The sequence below is a fragment of the Bacillus sp. FSL W7-1360 genome, from assembly GCF_038592975.1.
Lineage (GTDB): Bacteria > Bacillota > Bacilli > Bacillales > Bacillaceae_D > Shouchella > Shouchella lonarensis.
Genome location: NZ_CP151950.1, coordinates 1,574,171 through 1,594,857, shown reverse-complemented (window position 1 = coordinate 1,594,857; position 20,687 = coordinate 1,574,171). Strand labels below are relative to the sequence as shown.

Here is a 20,687-nt window from a genome sequence, read left to right as displayed (position 1 = left end):
AGGAGGTGAGTCTCTTGTGTCCTATCATTGGAAAGAACTGTTGCCGGTTGATCATTTTATCGTAAGGCTTTCTAACTATGAAACAACGATTGACCAGCAAGTGTTGACACTATTGTATCAACCATTAATTGGAGCGGACGCCGTCGGTCTATATCATGGGCTGCGTGCTCAGTTGTCTGTTGGCGCGTGGATGTCAGAACGAATGACACATCATCAACTAGCCTTGTCACTAGCGCTCGATTTACCTTCCTTGCTTCAAGCACGGAAAAAGCTAGAAGGGATCGATTTATTGCGGACATTTCACAAGAAATCAACGGATGGAGATACATTTATTTATGTACTGCACCCACCACAAAGACCGAATCAGTTTTTTTCTGATGATGTCCTAAGTGTCTTTTTATATAATCGGCTTGGCAAAACGCAATTTCGCTCGTTACGAGATCGTTTTACATTGCCAACTTTGCAAGAAGATGAGTACGAAGAAGTTACAAGGGCATTTTCTGATGTATTCACTTCTTTAAGGCATTCAGAAATGCAACCGAAACTACAATCTGATGCGGAAAATGTGTTGCAACTTCCAGAAGGTGAGGCATTTGCAGGGGATGAAGGAACGAACCTGAAATTACAGGGATTTGATTTGGCACTCATGAAGCAATCGCTCTCTAGTTTTGTTGTCCCCGATCAAGTGCTAACAGGGGAAATTGAAACGTTGATAAAGAAGCTTGCCTTTGTTTACCAAGTCACACCGCTTGTCATGGCTGATTTGGTTGGTCGGGCAATGCATCATGATACCCTTCATGCGAGTGATTTACGTAAAACGGTCCAAGACTGGTATCGCCTTGAACATGGAGACAAGCCGCCTGCGCTCGCGGAAAAAGCACAACCTCTCAATCAGCGTACGATACATGGCGAACCAGAAACAGAGGAAGAGAAGGTAATGCAATTTTATGAGCAGACCCCGCCGCTGACGTTGCTAGAAGAACGGCAAGAAGGGGCAAGGGTTTCACCAGCAGATGCGCGTTTAATTGAAGAGCTACTTGTTGATTACAAGTTATATCCAGGGGTGACAAATGTGCTTATTGATTTTGTCCTCTACCAATATGATATGAAGTTGTCAAGAAATCTGCTATTAAAAATTGCTGCCGAATGGGCACGTCATAAATTGAAAACAGTTCCCGAAGCGATGGCACTTGTGAAAGCAGAGAAACAAAAGCAAAAGCAGGCGCAACAGAAGCCACGCGGAAAAACGCGACGACATGTACGTGAAGATAAACTGCCACAATGGTTACTAGAAAAAGAGCAAGTGGCTTTAGAGAAGTCTTCGTCATTAGAAGAAGACAACACGTTGACAGAGCGCAACGAAGAATTAGCCGTATTGATGGCTGCAAGGAAACGTCGAAAGCAAGAAGGAGGGCAAGGTCATGGAGTCAATTAAACATGCGCTCTCAAGCTGGGATCGTGACGGGACACTGGCAAAGCGTTTAGAAGAACAACAACAGCGCTTATTGCAACATAAAGGCATTCAATCGTTTTTGAAACAACACCCCGATGTGACGCGATCTATGATTGAACGTGGGTTAAGCAAATTATATGAATATGAAAAAGAACAAGCGCATTGTGATGCATGTCCTGGGTTAGAAGCGTGCCCGAATATGATGACAGGTTACACGCCACATCTTTATGTTGAACGTGGTCACATCGCGCTTTCTTATACGCAATGTCCACTTAAAGGCGCCCAAGTTGAGGCACAAGCGCAGCAGGCACTCATCCAGTCGTTGTACATTCCAAAAGATGTGCTAAAAGCAACATTTGATAACATTGACCAAGATGGTGCAAGACAGCAAGCGCTCACAGCAGCGTTACGTTTTGTCACTGAGGCACAGCCAGGGAAAAACGGACGTGGGCTTTATTTATGTGGTCCCTTTGGCGTAGGAAAAACGTATTTACTAGGCGCGATTGCGAATGATTTAAAGGATAAACACATCAAAACATGTTTGATTTATACCCCTGACTTTTTCCGGGAAATGAAGCAAGCAATCGGCGATGGGAGTGTGCAAGAAAAGCTAGAGAACATTCGGAAGGTGCCTGTATTAATGTTTGATGATATTGGTGCTGAAACGACAACAGCATGGACACGTGACGAAGTGCTTGGACCCATTTTGCAATATCGCATGTCCGAAAACTTACCGACACTATTTACATCAAACTACAACTACAATGAGCTTGAAGAAGCGCTTTCTTACTCAGACAAAGGTGGTATTGAACGCTTAAAGGCGAAGCGTTTAATGGAACGGATCAAGCATTTCACGACGTTTGTTGAAGTGCGAGGGAGGAACCGACGCACTTCGTTGTAGCACTGGATGTTTTTTGATGGCTATGTTACGATTGAAGGAAAATGGAGTGTATTTGGAGGTTTCATCATGACAATAGCGCACATTTTAGCGCGCGCTGTAAACGGAGATCGTATCTCCATGGCTGACGCTGTAAAATTATATGAGAGTAACGACATCGATGCGCTTGGACAAGCAGCCGATGCGATTATGAAAAAGTGGCACCGAGATCCAATCACAACGTTTGTAATTGGAAGAAATGTAAACTACACAAACTTCTGTGACACGTATTGTTCGTTTTGTGCGTTTTATCGCCCGCCGGGTCATAAAGATGGTTACGTGCTTGATAACGAGCTCATTTACAAAAAGATTGCTGAAACCGTCGCAGTGGGCGGAACGGAAATCTTGATGCAAGGTGGAACTAACCCGAACTTAAAGCTTGATTACTATACAAATTTACTCACTGGCATTAAAGAACGATTCCCAAGCATTTGGATGCACTCTTTCTCTCCGGCAGAAATTTGGAAAATTGCTGAGGTCATGAATATGACTGTTGAAGACGTTTTACGTGCACTACATGAAGCGGGTCTTGATAGCATGCCTGGTGGTGGTGCAGAGATTTTAACTGAGGAAACGCGCTTGCGGGTCAGTCGCTTAAAAGTCACAGCAGATGAATGGTTAGAGGCGATGAAAGCAACGAAGAAAGTTGGGATGTTTGGGACAGCGACAATGGTTATCGGTTTTGGTGAATCATTTGAAGAACGCGCGCTACACTTGCAGCGAATTCGAGATGCACAAGATGAGACTGGCTGCTTCACTGCTTTTATTTCTTGGTTGTTGCAGCCAGAGAATACCGGCTTAAAGCGATTGAAGAAGCTTTCATCAGAAGATTACTTGAAAAATGTTGCGATTTCCCGGATTTTCCTCGATAATATTGAGAACTTCCAATCGTCCTGGGTGACAATGGGTCCAGAAATCGGGAAAAAGTCACTTCACTTTGGCTGCAACGACTTTGGCAGCACGATGATGGAAGAGAATGTTGTTTCCGCAGCGAATACAACACATAAAGTGAACACGAATCTAACATTGCAACTCATTCGAGAAGCTGGCAAAGTCCCAGCTCAGCGCAATACAAAGTATGAGACATTACGTGTTTTTGACGGTGATACGAAAGCAGAAAAAGATTTTGTCATGCAAAATTAACGACGACCTCAAGGATCAAAATCTCCTTGAGGTTTTTTCTTGTCATTTGGCATGTTTCAGTCATCATGACATAGATTGAAAGTAGGGTGAACTTGTCTTATTCCGGAACATGGGGGTTTATTTTAATTTCAGTTCAATTAAGATGTGTCAAATGTTAGGGGGAGTCGTGTTTGATTGCTATTCATTTTGAGGAGCACGCGACTTGTTCACGTCTGTTACACAAACTAAGGACATACATCAATCGTTATGCAGCATATGGTTTGGGAGCGACGGTAACAAAGTGTGCAGATCGTAATATCATTGAAGTAGAATATGGACGTGATGAATTTTATTTTTTCGAATCATTTCAGCCACTGCTCGTGTCTATTTTAATTGAAGAGGTAATTGAAACAAAAGAAGACGAGTGGTTAATGGATATTGCTGAAACGGTGTTTTGCTTTACCGATGCTGAGGAGAAAAGACAGATTGCCGCAATCGCGCATGCGATTTTGCATGGAGAACGCACAGATATTCCAATCATTCATGCTCATTCAAGGAGAAGGAACTACTTATATGAAGCATTTTCAACATATATAGACCCACACACTTCCTTTTATTACGAAGCTTTTTTAACTTTTCGATTGAAGAAGTATGGGGATGTGCTAGTTGACATTGTCGGGAAAGCGATTGATGAATATTTGCTTGAACAAGAGTATCAAGCAATGATAGAAGGGTGCCGTCAATATTTAAAGCAGACAACACCAAAAAGAAAGCTCATTTACGTTGTACATGATCGGCAAACGAATCTTTATAATGAGCATTGGGAGCGGTTGACGAACGGCGCAGTACCTGCTGATTTGGAAAAAATATTTACGTTTGAAAAAGATGTGGATGAGGACAAAAGGCTGATTAGCCCACTTGTGAGTAGGGTGCCTGCCCATGTGCACATCTTTTCTGACGAGCCGGACCATGCCATAGTACTAACGATTCAAGCCATCTTTCAAGAGCGACTAACGATTACCCCACTTACAACATGTGTGGAAAAAGTAAAAAAATAAGCTTGCAATGAAGTGTGTATGTTTTGTATAATGGTTGTGAAAAGTAAAAGTGATGATGAGGACACCGCAATTTTTGGTCGTTGTTTTAAAGAGAAAGGAGTCGCCGGCTGAGAGCTCCTAAACAGCAGAGAATTGTGACCACCTCTGAACTGCACAACGGAACCGATAGTATGTTGTGCCGGCCCGCAACCGTTATTTGTATGTAGAGTTTTCATTAGGGTGGAACCACGAGACCACACTCGTCCCTTCGCATGCGGAGGAATGGGTGTTTTTTATTTTTTTCTAAAAGGAAAGGAAGATGATGATGGCAGAAATACAAGTGAAATTTCCAGATGGCACAATGAAAGCATTTCCGGATGGCACAACAACAGAAGCCGTTGCTGCTTCAATCAGTCCAGGTTTAAAGAAAAAAGCATTGGCAGGAAAATTTAATGGTGAGTTGCTTGACTTGCGTACACCGATTCCGGGGGACGGAGAGATTGAGATTATTACACCTGACGCGGAAGAAGGGCTTGAAGTCATCCGCCATAGTGCCGCACATTTGCTTGCGCAAGCAGTAAAACGGCTTTTTCCTGACGCGAAATTTGGTGTCGGTCCGGTCATTGAAAATGGCTTTTACTATGATATTGATACAAGTGAGTCTATTACAGCAGAGGATTTACCACGAATTGAAAAGGAAATGAAAAAAATTATTAGTGAGAATGTCGAGGTTATCCGTAAAGAGGTCAGCCGGGCCGAGGCGATTGCTTATTTTCAAGAAATTGGCGATCCGTATAAGCTAGAACTCATTGAAGCAATTCCAGAAGGAGAAACAGTGACACTGTATGAGCAAGGAGACTTTACCGATCTTTGCCGAGGCGTTCACGTCCCGTCAACAAATAAAATTAAAGTGTTTAAACTCCTTTCCACGGCCGGCGCATATTGGCGTGGAGATGCGAAAAATAAGATGTTACAACGTATTTATGGGACCGCATTTTTTACGAAAGAAGCGTTAGCTGAACATTTACGTTTACTAGAAGAAGCAAAAGAGCGCGATCACCGCAAACTCGGTAAGGAACTTGGGATCTTTGCGCTGTCGCAAAAAGTTGGACAAGGCTTGCCGCTCTGGCTACCAAAAGGCGCGACAATTCGCCGGACAATTGAACGCTATATTGTCGACAAAGAAGAACGGCTTGGTTACCAACATGTATATACGCCAATTCTTGGTTCATCCGAGCTGTACAAAACATCGGGTCATTGGGACCACTATCAAGATGACATGTTCCCACCGATGGAGATGGATAATGAAACGCTCGTGTTGCGCCCGATGAACTGCCCTCACCATATGATGGTGTATAAGCAAGAAATGCGTAGTTACCGTGAATTACCATTACGAATTGCAGAACTTGGAATGATGCATCGCTATGAAATGTCGGGTGCACTTTCCGGCTTACAACGCGTGCGAGGCATGACATTAAATGATGCGCATCTTTTTTGTCGACCAGATCAAATTAAGGAAGAATTTGTTCGTGCTGTGCGCTTGATTCAAGAAGTATACAAAGATTTTGGTCTAGAAAACTATGCTTTCCGCTTATCTTATCGTGACCCAGAAGATAAGGAAAAGTATTTTGATGACGATGCGATGTGGGAAAAAGCGCAAAGTATGTTAAAAGAAGCGATGGATTCTTTAGATACATCATATGTTGAAGCGATCGGGGAGGCAGCGTTTTACGGTCCGAAGCTCGATGTCCAAGTAAAAACTGCGTTAGGAAAAGAAGAGACTCTGGCCACTGTGCAGCTCGATTTCCTTTTACCGGAACGCTTTGATTTAACCTATGTTGGTGAAGACGGAAAGCCTCATCGTCCGGTTGTCATTCACCGTGGCGTCGTTTCAACGATGGAGCGATTTGTTGCTTTCTTATTGGAAGAATATAAAGGCGCGCTTCCAACATGGTTATCGCCTGTCCAAGTACAAATCATTCCGGTTGCAAATGAGGTGCACTTGTCTTACGCAAAACACGTACAAGAAACACTTCAAGCAGCAGGGATGCGGGTCGAAATTGATGCACGTGATGAGAAACTAGGTTATAAAATTCGTGAAGCGCAGATGCAAAAGATCCCGTACATGCTGGTGCTTGGTGACAACGAAGTCGAAGCGGGTGCGGTGAATATTCGGAAATACGGGGAGAAAGCATCGAATAGTAAATCACTGTCTGACTTCACTGCAGAGTTGGTTATGGAAACGAAGAAGTGAGGGGTTGTTGTAGTAAGAAGTTAGTCGATAGGAATATCGACTAACAATGTTGAATTGACGTCGAAGGGGAAATAAGGAATAAACTGGGGAATTAATTCTCTTCATTTGGACGACAACAAATGGGTGATGTGTTTCATACGCTTTTTATATTGCATCACCTCCTTTCATGGCGTGACACCAGTTCATAGGTTTATTTAACTTATGGATAACAATATAAACTCAACAAAAAAGAATGCGCATTCGTATTCTTTTTTGTTTGTACATTTTTTTATCACAAATCGACTTTATTTTTGTCCTGATTGACAAAAGTAGACATTGTTCGTGCCTTAAATTCAGATGTAAACTGTCTTCTTGGACGTTTCTCCATCCATGATCATCTCCTTAACCGGTAGGTTTTGGGAGAGAGCGAGACCGGCGCGCTTTGACATGGAGCCTCTGCGGGCATGTGTTCCCCGCCAAGAGCCAAGCTAAGAGAAGAGGCTTGGCTACACCAAACAAGGTTAACATGCCCGCCACTCCATGTAAAATCGCTTTGTTTGGTGATCCTTAGTCTTTTGCTGGTTATCCTTTGAGATCGGATTCCTATCCCACTCCCCCCTCATCATTCTTGTCCAGTTAAGTGTAACCTATCCAACATGGGAGGAAAGTGGTTAGACTTACCCGGGGAGATCTTACAAGGGTCTCTTGAGAAGAGACAATCACGTCAGTGATGGTGTGATGAATTGTAAGAAGTCAGCAGAAGCCATAGTAGCTCTACGGAGTGAAGGGCGGAACAATGATAATCTTGGAAACGGTGGAGGTGTGAGACATCTACAACTACAGACAACATCTAAAAGATGGATGCCTGCCCGATAATAGGATGGAATCTGAAGGTAAGGCAGGATCGTATAGGATGTTTTGCGGTGAAGCTGAAGGAAAAGATGGTGTGAGCGAACTGGTGATGGAAATCATCGACACTGATAATCTGAACCGCGCGTACAAAAATGTAAAAGCGAACAAAGGCGCAGCTGGAGTCGATGGTATGACAGTGGAAGAACTATTCGTGTATCTCCTGAAACACAAACGGACACTGGTGAAACAAATCAAAGAGGGAACGTACAAGCCACAACCGGTAAAACGAGTAGAGATACCAAAACCGGATGGTACGAAACGTAAACTTGGCATACCAACAGTGTGCGATCGACTTGTGCAACAGGCAATCTTACAGGTCATCAATAAATGGATTGACCCTAAGTTCTCAGACAATAGCTTTGGATTTAGACCAAATCGAAGTGCTCACGACGCGATGAAAAGAGCGAAGGAATACTTCGAAGAAGGCTACCGGTTTGTGGTCGATATTGATATGAAACAATATTTCGATACAGTGAACCATGACAAGCTGATGTACCACGTAGAAGAGCACATACAAGATAAAACTGTATTAAAGCTCATTCGTAAATTCCTAAGAAGCGGCGTCTCAATAAATGGCAACATTGAACCAACAGAAATTGGGACTCCGCAAGGAGGCAACCTCTCGCCACTACTCAGCAATATCTATCTAGATCAGCTGGATAAAGAGCTTGAGAAACGAGGGCATAAATTCGTCCGCTATGCGGACGACAGCAATATTTACGTGAAGAGCCGGAAAGCCGGCGAACGCGTCATGAAAAGTGTGACCACCTTCCTTGAGAAGAACCTAAAGTTGACTGTTAATCGGGAGAAAAGCGAAGTGGGACGACCAACCAAACGAAAATTTCTAGGCGTGTGCATACACGTCAGAAAAGGTGAGGTAGGTTTTCGTCCGCACCCAAAGTCCCTCAGGAACTTCAAACAAAAACTGAGACAAGCCACGATTAGGAAACGTAATGGCAACATCCGGGATGTCATCAAGGAAATTAACACGATTACAGTTGGATGGATCAATTATTTCGGCATTACCTATATGAAAGGTCACATTGAAAGTATATTTCAATGGCTGAGACGAAGGATCAGACAAATCATATGGAAACGCTGGAAGAAAGTTCGTACGAGGTACAAAAGTCTCATGAAGCTTGGAGTTCCAAAGTCAAAAGCATGGGAATGGGCAAATACACGAAAAGGCTACTGGCGAATCGCCAGTAGCTTCATCTTACACAGGTCCATCACGAACGCGATTCTTGACAAAGTAGGTTTGAAGGATTTAAATCAACTGTATGAGAAAACACACTCAAGTCATTGAACCGCCGTATACGGATCCGTACGTACGGTGGTGTGAGAGGTCGGGAGCGAAGCTCCCTCCTACTCGATCATGACAAAACAGCACCTACTCACATCCACGCTAACCCCATTCCTCCAGCAATACCAAGCCCAACAATCACCCACGCAGGCCATTTCCAGTAAACAAGCAAGCCAAAGAGTATCGCTGCAAACACAAAGTCACGCGTTTGTAAAATGGTGCTCGTCCAAATTGGGTTGTACAAAGCAGCAATCAAGATCCCGACAACAGCTGCATTGACACCGAGTAGAGCACCTTTTATTTTTGGGTGTTTCCGCAATACTGTCCAAAAAGGTAGTACACCTAAGATAAGTAAAAACGCAGGTAAGAAAATCGCTAACGTCGCAAGCAATCCGCCTGCCCAGCCGTTCATCACAGCACCTAAATAAGCTGCAAATGTAAACAACGGCCCTGGTACAGCTTGGGTCGCGCCATACCCGGAGAGGAATGTTGCTTCGTCGATGGCGCCAGTTGGGACGAATGATTGTTCCAGTAGCGGCAAGACGACATGGCCGCCACCAAATACAAGCGCGCCGGCGCGATAAAAGCGTTCAAAGAAAGCAATCACTTCGAGTGAAGTGAGCTGATGTAATAAAGGCAATCCAAATAATAAGCCGAAAAACACCGACAAACAAACCGTACCAAAACGACGAGAAATCGGGAACTTGAGTGATGACGCTTCGGTAGTAATTTTTGATGTGAAAAAGAGTGCCCCGTATATGCCAGCAATGGCCATCAATACAATTTGCGTAACAGGTGTCATCCACAATAATGTCACCGCAAGCGCAATGAGCGCCACTGCTTTTCGATGCAAATCAGGCGTCAATTTTTCTGCCATCCCAATTACTGCATGTGCAACAACTACCACCGCAACAATCTTTAACCCATGAATAAACGCTGCTTCCTGTAAATTGAACGTCTTTGTCGCCGAAGCAAATAAGAGTAGGACAATTACAGATGGAAATGTAAACCCAAGGAACGAAATGATTCCCCCAAGCAGCCCACCGCGCAATACACCAATCCCAATCCCCACTTGACTGCTCGCTGGTCCAGGAAGGAACTGACAGAGAGCAACAAGCTCTGCGTAGCTTTGTTCATTAAGCCATTTACGTTTCCGTACATACTCTGCATGAAAATAAGCAAGATGAGCAACTGGACCGCCAAAAGAAGTGAATCCAAGTCGTGTAGCAATGAAAAAGACCTCCAGCAATCGCTGCAAATAAGTCATGAAACCGCTCCTTCTCTACAAAGGTTATTCGTGTTTAGTATAGCATAGTGCGTACCCGCGTGATTTGAGGCGGAAAAATTAGGTGTTTATCGTTGACCGCTCGTCATCTTTTTCATATGATACAAAAGGATGAGCTTGAAGGGAGCCTGACGATGAACTTATATAAAACGCATATTATCCACCCTCATACGCACGTGCCACTCATCGTCTATTACAATGAAACGGAAGGCTTTATGAGTTTTGAGCGTGATGAAGCGATTTTAGAAGCGATGTATCACGTTGAGCGAGGCCTCGTATTAGACGATACATTCCAGGAAGGGTTACGCCGTGTGAATCATTTATGTGAAACGCAATACCCACTCGATACATTGAAAGAAGCGAAGAAATTTTTACGGAAGATCGGGATCGACGAACGAGACGTTTATTTTGAACCAGTGTATGTGCATTAAAAATTGATGTGGGTGTGCCCCTACCTCTCTGTGGATATAAGCGAGAGGTGGGGGTTTTGTGTGCAGGTGATTAGGAATAGCTATATTAACGAGAGTGAAATTTAGGGGTTTATGAAGAAAAACAACGGCAATGTGAAAAAAATAAGAATTTGTGAAGGATACTGCGTGTAAATGGCGAATAATGAATGTAAGAATAAAGAATAAGTAATGTATAGTTTCGATTATTTAAATTTAAAAATAAATGGGAGGGACGATCAATGTATGTTGCACTGAGTAAGGAAGAAAGAAAAGAAGTTGTTAGTAATTTACAGAAATATCAATGGTGTGTGCACTCTTTAAAAGAAGAAGATATGCCACAGGTAGATGCCTCTTTTAAGTTAGTATGGCCAGAACATGTGAATAAAGAACAGTGGGATCAAGGCACTAGCGTTGCATAAAACCGCAAACTGCAAACCGCAAACCGCAAACCGCAATTATACTTATTAAAAAGAATAAAAAGATATTTTTATTTTGAGCTGAAAAGAAAAAAAGACAACCCTGAACAAAAGGTGGCACTGACCATTTGGCGAAATTATTTAATTAAGGAAATATAATAACAACGACAAACCTTACGTCATGGTTCCGAAACAGTTCAAGCACAACTTTTGTTTTGAATTCTGCGGTATATGATATTATTTTTGTCATAAATCCACCTTAACATGGATTTCGTGTCTGGAATACTGGGTCCAATATATCTCTCTGCTGGATGAAGCGGAGGGGTGGGGGTTTTTTTAGTGCGATGAAGAAAAAAATAAATTTTAAGGAGGAAACCCGAATCTCACATTTCGCACCTCTCCGAGGTGGAATAACCAAGAATTAAATTCCTCTTTTTACCTATAGATTTAACGCTACCCGAAAAGCCATGGATAAGATGCATTTTTTTCCATGGCTCATTCATATGGAATTGATTACAGGTAAATCGATTCATCCATGCCCAGTGCGGTTAATACCCTTTGTTGTTCATACGTAAGCGGTCGCGAAAAACTCCTTTGTTTTGTGTTGTCTGGTAGCGTAAAGGCAACCACTTGAACGTATTTAAATAGCTGAAAAATCGCCTCTCCTGTAGGCTTTGTTAGCGTTCGACCACCGGCTCCTTTCATTGGATGCGCTGTGGTAATATGTTGCCGGATACGTCGTTGGAAGACTCGATAAATGACAAGGGCGAGAAGAAATAAGTAACCAAGTACTTGAACACGCTCTGGTTTATGGACGTAGACATCATCGATATAAAAAGGGTTTTTGAGAAAACGAAAGTTCATTTCTACGTTGATCTGCCCTTTGTAAAGCTCAAGCAAACGCTTTGGACAAGCAGGTTCTCCTTGCCATTCGTTCGGCACTGTTGTAACGAGCACAAAACGTGAAGCTTTTCTTCTTGCGTGTGCAAAAGCTGCTTCATCAAACGTCGTTTCTACTTCAAGAATGTAGTGCGTTTGGACTTCGGGTTCTACACCTTTTTTAGGGCGTCCGCGCTTCCGCTTTGTTACCTCGATGGCGCGGATGGTGGGTTGAACCGTATGAAAACAGAGACCTGCTTCCTTTTCCCACTCGCTAAAGGCTTTCATTGCATCCTCTTCGCAATGAAACGGTGATTTTGTCCAGCTTTGTTGTTGCTTCTCGATCATCGCGTGTTCTTGTTCTCGTTTTTTGGTTAGTGTCTTTTCTTTTTTCTTGTCTAATGCGCTGGATTCGGCAACGATGAGTCGCACGTCGTGTCCCTCATATGTATCAGCGCATTCAAATAAGCGGTACGTCGCACCTTTTTTGCTTGAAACAAAGGAGATTTCCTCGGACCATGGTGTGTCTGTCTCATCTGCTTTCTCAAGTGCAGCTTTCACGATTTTTAAATGATTCGGCCCTCGGGTAAGGATCGCTGCGCCCGCAGCTTTCGCTTGTTTTAACGTTTTTGCGCTCATTGCAGCTGAGTCCGCTACATAAATGAACCCATCCAGATCGACTTGTGAGAATTGATCATGGAGTTGGTCTAACACTTGAGGATTCCAGCTTTTATCAGATTCATTTCCGTCATGAACATCCGCATAAATAGGGATGCCATCTTCATTAGCGACAACACCAAATTGAATTTGCTTATAACCGGGTTTATCTCGACTGTATCCTTCTGTGATGTTCAGTGTTCGGCTTGGGCGATCGTATGCGCCGTACAAGGACAGGCTTGTTGTATCGCCGTGAAATACGCTCAAGGGGATCTCCTCGTGTTTGTATACATCCAGCAAAATCGATGATAAAAGTTGGTGAATGCCTGCATCATGTAAGCGATCTAAATGTCTTCCTAATGCGTCATCATTAAAAAAGCTAGGAGCGACTTTTTCATGTAACAGTTTATGGAGATCGATCTCTTTTGCCCATTCTTCTACATGTACCAAGGCTTGACGGCCACTAAGAATATCGAGCAATAATAGATGAACAGCATCTCCTGGCGACACCTGACATTGGTCGTTGGCATTGACAAAGTTCGTGATTTTACTTGGGAGTTTCAATTGTTTTATGAGCTCGCTAATCATATTCAAATACGTGGCTTGGTAAACTGCATCAATCTGTATGTTCATGTCCATCCCTCATCTGGCTATGTATTTCGGGTAGCTTTATACCTGCTTATACATCATTCGACATTGGATGAAAAAATCCTTCCTAGGGTGATAGGAAGGATGCGAAATGTGAGCCGAATACAAATGTCGTATTAAAAAGATATGGGGAACTTTTTGTAGGAATAAGATGGTATTTTAGTAAATATATAGGTTTTATGACTTCAATTATGCTGTAATTTAGCATAACTGAATGGAAATATGAGAAAAAAACAAGGTTGATGCAGGATGTTGTGAACAAGTGACGAATATCAAAAAAGAACAGGCGATGTACGATGATATCAATGAATGGGGGAATTAGCGTGTGTGGTGATTGAATATGGAAGCAACAAAAGAAGTAGTCAAAGAGATGTTGTTGAGTAGGTCTGCTTATTATCTCGATCTTTGCATTCTCCTAGTGCCCTCTTAAAAAAGTGCAGACAAGTTGTACGTAAGGATCTGTCATTTTTAAGCAAATAATTTTTTGGGATTGACAGAATAAGTGACGAATAGCATAATGTAAGGATAATAAAACACTATGTAATTGTAAGTCTTTAAAATTTTTAAATGGGAGGAATAAGAATGTATGTTGATTTGAATTGGGAAGTGAGAAAAGAGGTTGTTGATAACTTACAGAAATATCAATGGTGTGTACACTCTTTAAAAGAGGAAGATATGCCACGAGTTGAGCCTTCTTTTAAACTAGTGTGGCCAGCACATGTGAGCAAAGTGAAGCGGGACGAAGGGGATCCTTATATCCAGCATGTTGATCGTATTGTCACAGCGGTGAATAGACTTTTTGAATTAGAGCGTGAATTGGTTGTTAAGCGTTATTTATTAGAAGAAGAGCTAGATGATCGTAGTGTTTATGAGGAAATGATTCTAAGTAGGTCTGCTTATTATGAGTTTAAAAAGAAAGCGCTTTCTAAACTAGCTTTTGCGTTCAGGATATGTGTACAGTAACTACTATATAATTTGGATACTAGTATAAGATTTTATACAGATAATTGTTGGACTGTTAATACCCCACATTCAGCACCCTTCTGGTGAAGAGCACCCCATTTTCATGAGGTGCTCTTTTAAAATCTTTCATGAGCACTAAGAACTAATGGATAGGTTACACTTAACTGGACAAGAATGATGAGGGGGGAACGGGATAGAAATCCGATCTCAAAGGATAACGAGCAAAAGACTAAGGATCACCAAACAAAGCGATTTTACATGGAGTGGCGGGCATGTTAACCTTGTTTGGTGTAGCCAAGCCTCTTCTCTTAGCTTGGCTCTTGGCGGGGAACACATGCCCGCAGAGGCTCCATGTCAAAGCGCGCCGGTCTCGCTCTCTCCCAAAACCTACCGGTTAAGGAGATGATCATGGATGGAGAAACGTCCAAGAAGACAGTTTACATCTGAATTTAAGGAACAAATGGTCCAACTATATCACAATGGGAAACCAAGAGCAGAAATTGCTCGAGACTATGAACTGACACCCTCTTCCCTAGATAAATGGATAAAACAAAGCAAGACATCAGGTTCATTCAAAGAAAAGGATAATCGCAGCGCTGAAGAAATCGAGCTGATTGAGTAGAAAAATAAGCACCTTGAAATGGAAAACGACATTTTAAAGCAAGCCGCGCTGATATTAGGACGCAAGTAGATGTGATCAAGCAAAACCGTCACAAATACTCAGTATCAGCAATGTGTCGCGTCCTACAACTCCCAAGAAGCACATACTACTATGTGGATGGGTTACACTTAACTGGACAATAATGATGACCCTCTCTGTTAGCATAGTAGTCGTACACCTGTGCGGGTTCCCTGGCGTAATACGAGTGCTTTTCTTCTTGACGGCACTTTCATTGTTACTCGGCGATATTCCTGCCCACGATGCAAGATGTTTCGATGCTTTCACACAGTCATCTTGAAACGGGCACTCCGCACAACCTTAATACTCATAAACCCATTCCGTCAGCCGATTTTCATTCTCTTCGTGCCGAATTTTCACCACTTCCAATCATTTCCTGCGGGGCAAGTGTATGTATTTGTCGCTGCATTATAGACGAAATTCGTTTTGTCGTACTGTTTTGTGGATGATTTTTTTCTTTCGTTGCCGCTATGTATGAGTCAGTTTGATGTTTTTCGGCGCACTCAATATTTGACGCACTGAAATAACCCGCATCTGCGGTTACTTTTTCTGGGCTTTGTCCCATATTGTCTTCTACAGACTGAAGAACGCCATCAAATTGTTTTTGATCGCTACGACTGTTGCTCATTTTTGTGCCTACTATAAAGTGGTGATCTTCATCCACAGCATTTGCGGGTTATACCCTTGAATGACCCTTGATTTTTCGTGTTCATAATGCGTGATTCTGCGTCTGTAAAATTGATTTGATCTTTATCCGCCGTTTTAAGGGTGGCCGTATGGTGGTAATGTCTCTCTTCACGGATTTTTAGTAGACGTTTAAGAAACTTTGTGTGGATAATTAGTGGACTTTTGTGGTTGCTGGTGAGAGGGAGGTGAAGTAGACTAATATTAAACCTAGATTAGTTCAGTGCTTATTTCTAACGCGAACATAAGGTTGGTATATAACAGTAATATCTGCGGATTTAGATTGTTAATGTAAGCGTTTAATAGTAGTGAGATCACTGATAGAATAATAATCTAGTGTTAAAATGATGCAGAAAGGAGGTGTGAAATAATGATCAAGCAGAGATATTCAGCACCAACGATAGTTGAATTCGGAAATGCTTCTGATATCGTGAAAGGATGTGGAGGCTGGGGTTGTGAGGTCTGGCTTCGAAACTGGTCTTACCGTATGCAAGGTGGAAGATGTGTCGATGTATACAAAGGAGAATCTGGAGAGTGCTAATTTAGTTGTTTATTTGTGAAGCTGAACAGCAACAGGATACCGCTGTTTCCAAAATTAATATGTGGTGAGCAGCTCTGTTGTTGTTCGGTTTTTAATAGAAAATGCCCCGTCTACTTTTCAGGATGAAAATAGGTTACTTTGCGCAGCGTGTGTTGATTGTTTGAAAGTGAGTTATTTGGATGGTTAGAATAAGTCTTTAAAGGAGGGGTTGTGTTGTTTGACTACCAGTTTTATGGGTTAACTATTTCTAGCAGTGTTCCACTACCTGTTGGTGATACAAAAAGTAATAAAAGCAGTACGGTATCAGATATAGTGTTTGAAGTAGACATCAATAACATATTGAATTCAACGTATAGGGAATTTGATGACTATGTCACAATTAACGACGATGGTAGGCATATATATACCAACTTTTTAACAGGTAATTATGAAATTTCTTCAAATAGGTCATATGTTACCTGTAAACGTTTTGTGTATTGTGATTCACTGGAAGATATAGCTGCATGCTTTGTGGGTATTGTTCTACCTTATATCTTACAATTGAAAGGGTTAATTCCTCTACATGCCAGCGGTGTTGTGGCAGGAGAAGATGTTTGGGGATTTATGGCTGGTCCGGGCGCTGGTAAGTCTACCATTCAGACGGTGCTAATTAAAAGAGGATTAAAATTCTTTACAGATGATGTTCTTCCTCTCTCTATTAGTAATAGTGTTATGGCTTATCCTGGCTATGCTGCTTTAAAAATAGACAAAAGTTCAATTATACAGTCCGAATTATCTTTTGACAATATTACTAAACTAGTTGATGGCGCTACCAAATATATATGTTCTTTAAGTAAGGATGAAATCCGTAGTAAACGCAGTAATCTTAAAGGGTTATTTGTTTTAAAACCATACGTTGAACAAGACAAGGGAGTATGTATGGTTAAGTTACAGGGGCAGGAGAAGTTAGTCAGTATTATGGCAAATACATTTACTTTAGGAATTGTAAATGCAAGTACTATGGTTAGTAATATGAATAAGTTTTCCACCGATATTTTTCAAAACGTTACTGTGTATTCTATGGAATATCCAAGAGGTTTAGTACACTTGAACGATGTATGTGACCGAATATTAGAAGTAATAAATTACACAAAGTGTGGTGATGGCAGTGTGGCAAGAGTTTATCGATAGATTAAGCAATATAAATATAATGCCCTTTGTTTTAGTTTTTTTGACAGTATTTGCTACACTAGTATTTAAATATAATAGGTACCAGAAAGTAATCGTTCAACTTGAGAGTTACGAAAACATAAAGGTTAGGATTAATAAAGGTGATAAGTTTTTCTTATTTATTATTGACTCTTTCAAATGTACCTCATGTATGAAGATTTTCTCGCCAGTAAAACAAATAGTAGAGGAAGCGGGAGGCACCTTTATAGCGCTGGACTCAAGAACAAAGCAAAATTTTGTTTCTCATTCAGGTGTGCCAACCCTCATCTTCTTTGACAATGGAAAAAAGCTAAAGCAGTTAGAAATATCTAATCAAACACTAAAACACGATTTAGTACCGTATAAAAACTTTGTTGAGGAAGTGAGAATGGAATGGAAGAATTCCTAGTTTATGTTCTGCACTATTTCATTCGGGTGTTAAGCATTCTTTGCGGCATAATTTATTTCAGAAGTTCGATTGGAAAGTTGAAGGATATATATGCTTTTAAAGTAGTAATTCAAGATTATAAGATATTTCCTAAATCAACGGTTCCGTTGATAACAGCAATGATTCCTGCTGTGGAAATTGGGACAGCTGTAGGGCTATTTCTTGGGGGATCTAATATATTTTCGGTGGCATTGGTAGGAGTAATAATGCAAGTTTGTTTTGCTATATTGATGTTAATAAAGCTCAATCAAGTTCAGCCTAATGGTTGTGGTTGTTTCGGATTACATTCAGCTGAAAAAATTACGATGAGACATGTAGGTAGAAACATAGCGATGCTTACTATGTTTTTTATTCTTGTTGTCTTTCCAGAAACGTATTTAATATGAGGGGATATGTATGTTGAGTATGTTGAAAAAATTGAAGCCTAACCAGGAAAATATAAATGCTGTTAAATGGCTTGTCAACAGTATAAAAAAGGAGCGGCGAACAGCTTTAATAGTTCTTGTGTGTATAGGTATTACGAGTGTAATAGGACCGTTGTCTCCCCTAATTTTAAAAGAAATTATCGATCACGGATTGCAGGGGACAAGTAGATTTTCTTTACACTTACTTCTAATTTTTTATGCCTTGTTACCACTATTATTTGGGATTTTCAATTTGCTATTGCGGTATTTTTCTACTTCCTTATCAGAAAGGACAAGTAATATTATTCAGCTTCAGATGTATAATCGTGTAATGGATAAATCTATGAATTTTTTCATCGAGAATAAAAGCGGTCAGGTTATGCAACGCATTTTACAAGAGCCTGGAGAAGTGAATCAGCATTTGAACACCATTACAATACAATTTGCATCTAAAATTTTTTTGCTAGGAACCACAGTATTTACGATGATGATGCTTGATCCTAACCTGACATTGGTGGCTTTATTGTTTGTACCTTTGGTATTATTGCCACCACCCTTTTTCTCACGTTGGACAGTCCCTATAAATGTTAAGGCGTTGAACTACAGAGCTGATTCCCTATCTAAAACTCAAGAAACCATGAATGCAAACGGGGTTTTCTTAATAAAAACACAGGGTACTCAAGATGTAGAGAGAGAGAGCTTTAAGAAGATAATAAAGTCAATATCCAAGTACAACATATTTAATGCTACTTTTATGGAAGGAATTGGAATTTTAACCAATTTCCTGGCAGTTCTTGCCCCTGTAGCTGTTTTTTGGGTAGCAAGTAGCAAAGTAATGCAAGGAGAAGTTAGTATAGGGACTATTGTGGCGTTTTCAACATATTTAGTTCTACTATCAGACATAGCTCAATCTTTGTCCGGAGTTTGGACTAGAATCCCTATTTTTTTAGAGTCTTTGAAAAGGCTATTGGAGTTCAGAAATAATGAGGACGAAATTGTATACGGAGAAAAAACGTATGAGAACTCCCATGCGAAAGGAGAAATTACTTTTAAAAAAGTTTCATTTTCGTATACGGAAGAGCATCCGGTTTTACATGATATATCATTTAGCATAGCTCCAGGGAAGAAGATAGCTCTCGTTGGGGAAAGTGGTGGTGGTAAGACGACTGTAGCCAATCTTTTGAGCAGACTCATTGAACCCGATTCTGGAGAAATATTTATCGATGCGATTAAAGTTAATGATTTTGATAGAAAAACATTAGCAAGCATTATTGGTTATGTGCCCCAAGAGCCATTCTTATTTCACATGTCAGTTCGAGATAATATCTCTTACGGTTGTAGGAATGTTTCAGAAGAAGACATTATTAGTGCCGCGAAAAAAGCTTGCATTCATGATTCTATAATGGAGATGGAGAATCAATATGATACTATCGTCGGTGAGAAAGGGTTTAGGTTATCAACAGGTCAGAAACAACGTATGGCAATAGCTCGCATCTTTTTGAAAGATAGCAGAATCGTTATTTTAGATGAGATAACGTCTTCATTAGATGCTTTATCAGAGAAAGTTGTTAAAGACGCTATTTTTAATTTGATGGTTGATCGAACAGCATTAATAATAGCACATCGTTTTTCGACAATTATTGATTGCGATGAAATCCTAGTGTTGGAACATGGAAAATTGGCAGAGCACGGTAATTTTAGCTCGCTAATGTCTAATGATGGTACGTTTAAGGAGCTTTATTTGTGTCAAACTCAAGGAACTAGGGGTGGAAATGGTGAGTAAATACAAAAAGAATGAAAATGTGAATTTTACACAAGTTGACGGAGAAGCGGTTTTATTAGATGTGAGAAGTGGAAAGTTTTTTGGTTTAGATAAAATGGGTGTAGATGTTTGGCAATTGATCGATGAGAATAAAAGTTTCAATCAATTAGTAGAATCAATAGTTAGAGATTATGAGATCAGCTTAGAAAATGAAAAGAAAGTGGGAGCGGACATAACCTCTTTTTTAAAGGAATTAGAAAGTAGTTCTTTAATTTTGAAGGTGGATGAAAAATGATAAGTTATATTCGGGTAATTTATGAAACATTGGTGGTGAGCTATATCCTTAGGAAATATTCGTTTGGTTATGTAGCTGATTTATATAGTTCTAAGTATGGCAATATGAGTTCCATTAATACTCTAGAAAAGCATAAACATAACTGTGACACTATGTTGAAAGTAGTGGATAAGGTATGTTTTTGGTTTTTTGGAAATGCCCAATGCCTACACCGTTCACTAATAGGATTCAAATTGGCGCGTAAGAAGGGAATAAAAGTTCAGATGGTCATAGGTGTAAAAAAATTCCCTTTTAGTTCCCATGCTTGGTTGGAGTATAATAATAGTGTAATTAATGATGGTCAATCTGTGAGAGAGAATTATAGGGAAGTTTTGAGAATAGGGGGATAGCAT

Annotated in this window: 20 protein-coding genes and 1 pseudogene; 17 read left to right on the top strand and 4 right to left on the bottom strand. The window is 40.9% G+C overall.

All coding sequences use genetic code 11. From position 1 onward, the window contains the following. The first annotated feature begins 16 nt into the window (after window positions 1-16). The 6 genes from NSQ26_RS08150 (at window position 17) to ltrA (ending at window position 9,000) form a co-directional block, all read left to right on the top strand. Window positions 17-1,435 carry a replication initiation and membrane attachment family protein gene (locus NSQ26_RS08150; RefSeq protein ID WP_499717804.1) on the top strand — a complete coding sequence of 473 codons (1,419 nt, stop codon included), beginning with the start codon at window positions 17-19 and terminating at the stop codon, window positions 1,433-1,435. Continuing rightward, window positions 1,422-2,354, top strand: coding sequence for a primosomal protein DnaI (dnaI, locus tag NSQ26_RS08145; RefSeq protein WP_090774526.1), 933 nt, complete (start codon window positions 1,422-1,424; stop codon window positions 2,352-2,354). Before NSQ26_RS08150 ends, dnaI begins: the two co-directional genes overlap by 14 nt. Before the next feature lie 66 nt (window positions 2,355-2,420). Then, window positions 2,421-3,533, top strand: coding sequence for a cyclic dehypoxanthinyl futalosine synthase (mqnC, locus tag NSQ26_RS08140; RefSeq protein WP_499717803.1), 1,113 nt, complete (start codon window positions 2,421-2,423; stop codon window positions 3,531-3,533). 170 nt (window positions 3,534-3,703) lie between these two features. Beyond that, on the top strand, window positions 3,704-4,570 hold the full coding sequence (gene ytxC, locus NSQ26_RS08135; RefSeq protein WP_499717802.1) for a putative sporulation protein YtxC: 867 nt from the start codon (window positions 3,704-3,706) through the stop codon (window positions 4,568-4,570). 301 nt (window positions 4,571-4,871) lie between these two features. After that, window positions 4,872-6,803: a threonine--tRNA ligase gene (gene thrS, locus NSQ26_RS08130; RefSeq protein WP_499717801.1), complete on the top strand. Its 1,932-nt coding sequence runs from the start codon at window positions 4,872-4,874 to the stop codon at window positions 6,801-6,803. Window positions 6,804-7,695: 892 nt separating this feature from the next. Further along, entirely contained in the window at window positions 7,696-9,000 is a 1,305-nt protein-coding gene (gene ltrA, locus NSQ26_RS08125; RefSeq protein WP_499717800.1) for a group II intron reverse transcriptase/maturase, read from the top strand. Window positions 9,001-9,088: 88 nt separating this feature from the next. On the opposite strand, the gene chrA is transcribed toward ltrA, so the two are convergent. Further along, on the bottom strand, window positions 9,089-10,264 hold the full coding sequence (gene chrA, locus NSQ26_RS08120) for a chromate efflux transporter (protein ID WP_499717799.1): 1,176 nt from the start codon (window positions 10,262-10,264) through the stop codon (window positions 9,089-9,091). Window positions 10,265-10,416: 152 nt separating this feature from the next. On the opposite strand from chrA, the gene NSQ26_RS08115 reads away from it, so the two are divergent. Together NSQ26_RS08115 and NSQ26_RS08110 are read left to right on the top strand one after the other, a co-directional pair. Continuing rightward, on the top strand, window positions 10,417-10,713 hold the full coding sequence (locus tag NSQ26_RS08115) for a hypothetical protein (protein WP_499717798.1): 297 nt from the start codon (window positions 10,417-10,419) through the stop codon (window positions 10,711-10,713). 257 nt (window positions 10,714-10,970) lie between these two features. Continuing rightward, window positions 10,971-11,150 carry a hypothetical protein gene (locus tag NSQ26_RS08110; RefSeq protein WP_499717797.1) on the top strand — a complete coding sequence of 60 codons (180 nt, stop codon included), beginning with the start codon at window positions 10,971-10,973 and terminating at the stop codon, window positions 11,148-11,150. A gap of 510 nt (window positions 11,151-11,660) precedes the next feature. Here the strand turns inward: NSQ26_RS08110 and NSQ26_RS08105 are convergent. Then, complete coding sequence (locus NSQ26_RS08105) at window positions 11,661-13,316, bottom strand: IS1634 family transposase (RefSeq protein ID WP_499717796.1); 1,656 nt, start codon at window positions 13,314-13,316, stop codon at window positions 11,661-11,663. A 597-nt stretch (window positions 13,317-13,913) separates the two neighbouring features. Between NSQ26_RS08105 and NSQ26_RS08100 the strand changes: the two genes are divergently transcribed. Both NSQ26_RS08100 and NSQ26_RS08095 read left to right on the top strand, forming a co-directional pair. Further along, the gene (locus NSQ26_RS08100) at window positions 13,914-14,294 is read left to right on the top strand and encodes an ArpU family phage packaging/lysis transcriptional regulator (protein WP_499717795.1); all 381 of its coding nucleotides are present in this window, start codon (window positions 13,914-13,916) and stop codon (window positions 14,292-14,294) included. 412 nt (window positions 14,295-14,706) lie between these two features. Further along, window positions 14,707-15,068 (top strand): annotated as a pseudogene (locus tag NSQ26_RS08095) (transposase); the annotation flags it as partial. Here NSQ26_RS08095 and NSQ26_RS08090 read toward each other — a convergent pair. Beyond that, on the bottom strand, window positions 14,992-15,240 hold the full coding sequence (locus tag NSQ26_RS08090; RefSeq protein WP_499717794.1) for a transposase: 249 nt from the start codon (window positions 15,238-15,240) through the stop codon (window positions 14,992-14,994). The pseudogene NSQ26_RS08095 and the gene NSQ26_RS08090 overlap by 77 nt on opposite strands. 67 nt (window positions 15,241-15,307) lie before the next feature. Continuing rightward, window positions 15,308-15,637, bottom strand: coding sequence for a transposase (locus NSQ26_RS08085; RefSeq protein WP_499717793.1), 330 nt, complete (start codon window positions 15,635-15,637; stop codon window positions 15,308-15,310). A gap of 390 nt (window positions 15,638-16,027) precedes the next feature. Here NSQ26_RS08085 and NSQ26_RS08080 point away from each other — a divergent pair, with 390 nt between their 5' ends. The 7 genes from NSQ26_RS08080 to NSQ26_RS08050 all read left to right on the top strand — a co-directional run bounded on the left by NSQ26_RS08080 (window position 16,028) and on the right by NSQ26_RS08050 (window position 20,684). Continuing rightward, a complete protein-coding gene (locus NSQ26_RS08080) occupies window positions 16,028-16,198 on the top strand; it encodes a hypothetical protein (protein WP_499717792.1) in 171 nt (56 codons plus the stop codon). A gap of 213 nt (window positions 16,199-16,411) precedes the next feature. Then, window positions 16,412-17,368, top strand: coding sequence for a hypothetical protein (locus tag NSQ26_RS08075; protein WP_499717791.1), 957 nt, complete (start codon window positions 16,412-16,414; stop codon window positions 17,366-17,368). Then, window positions 17,346-17,795 carry a hypothetical protein gene (locus NSQ26_RS08070; RefSeq protein WP_499717790.1) on the top strand — a complete coding sequence of 150 codons (450 nt, stop codon included), beginning with the start codon at window positions 17,346-17,348 and terminating at the stop codon, window positions 17,793-17,795. The genes NSQ26_RS08075 and NSQ26_RS08070 overlap by 23 nt, the downstream gene beginning before the upstream one ends. Then, window positions 17,780-18,220 carry a MauE/DoxX family redox-associated membrane protein gene (locus NSQ26_RS08065; RefSeq protein WP_499717789.1) on the top strand — a complete coding sequence of 147 codons (441 nt, stop codon included), beginning with the start codon at window positions 17,780-17,782 and terminating at the stop codon, window positions 18,218-18,220. Before NSQ26_RS08070 ends, NSQ26_RS08065 begins: the two co-directional genes overlap by 16 nt. A gap of 19 nt (window positions 18,221-18,239) precedes the next feature. Continuing rightward, complete coding sequence (locus tag NSQ26_RS08060) at window positions 18,240-20,021, top strand: ABC transporter ATP-binding protein (protein ID WP_499720018.1); 1,782 nt, start codon at window positions 18,240-18,242, stop codon at window positions 20,019-20,021. Next, window positions 20,014-20,295 (top strand): PqqD family protein, encoded by a 282-nt coding sequence (locus NSQ26_RS08055; protein WP_499717788.1) that lies wholly within the window; start codon window positions 20,014-20,016, stop codon window positions 20,293-20,295. The genes NSQ26_RS08060 and NSQ26_RS08055 overlap by 8 nt, the downstream gene beginning before the upstream one ends. Next, entirely contained in the window at window positions 20,292-20,684 is a 393-nt protein-coding gene (locus NSQ26_RS08050; protein ID WP_499717787.1) for a lasso peptide biosynthesis B2 protein, read from the top strand. Before NSQ26_RS08055 ends, NSQ26_RS08050 begins: the two co-directional genes overlap by 4 nt. Window positions 20,685-20,687: the final 3 nt, after the last annotated feature.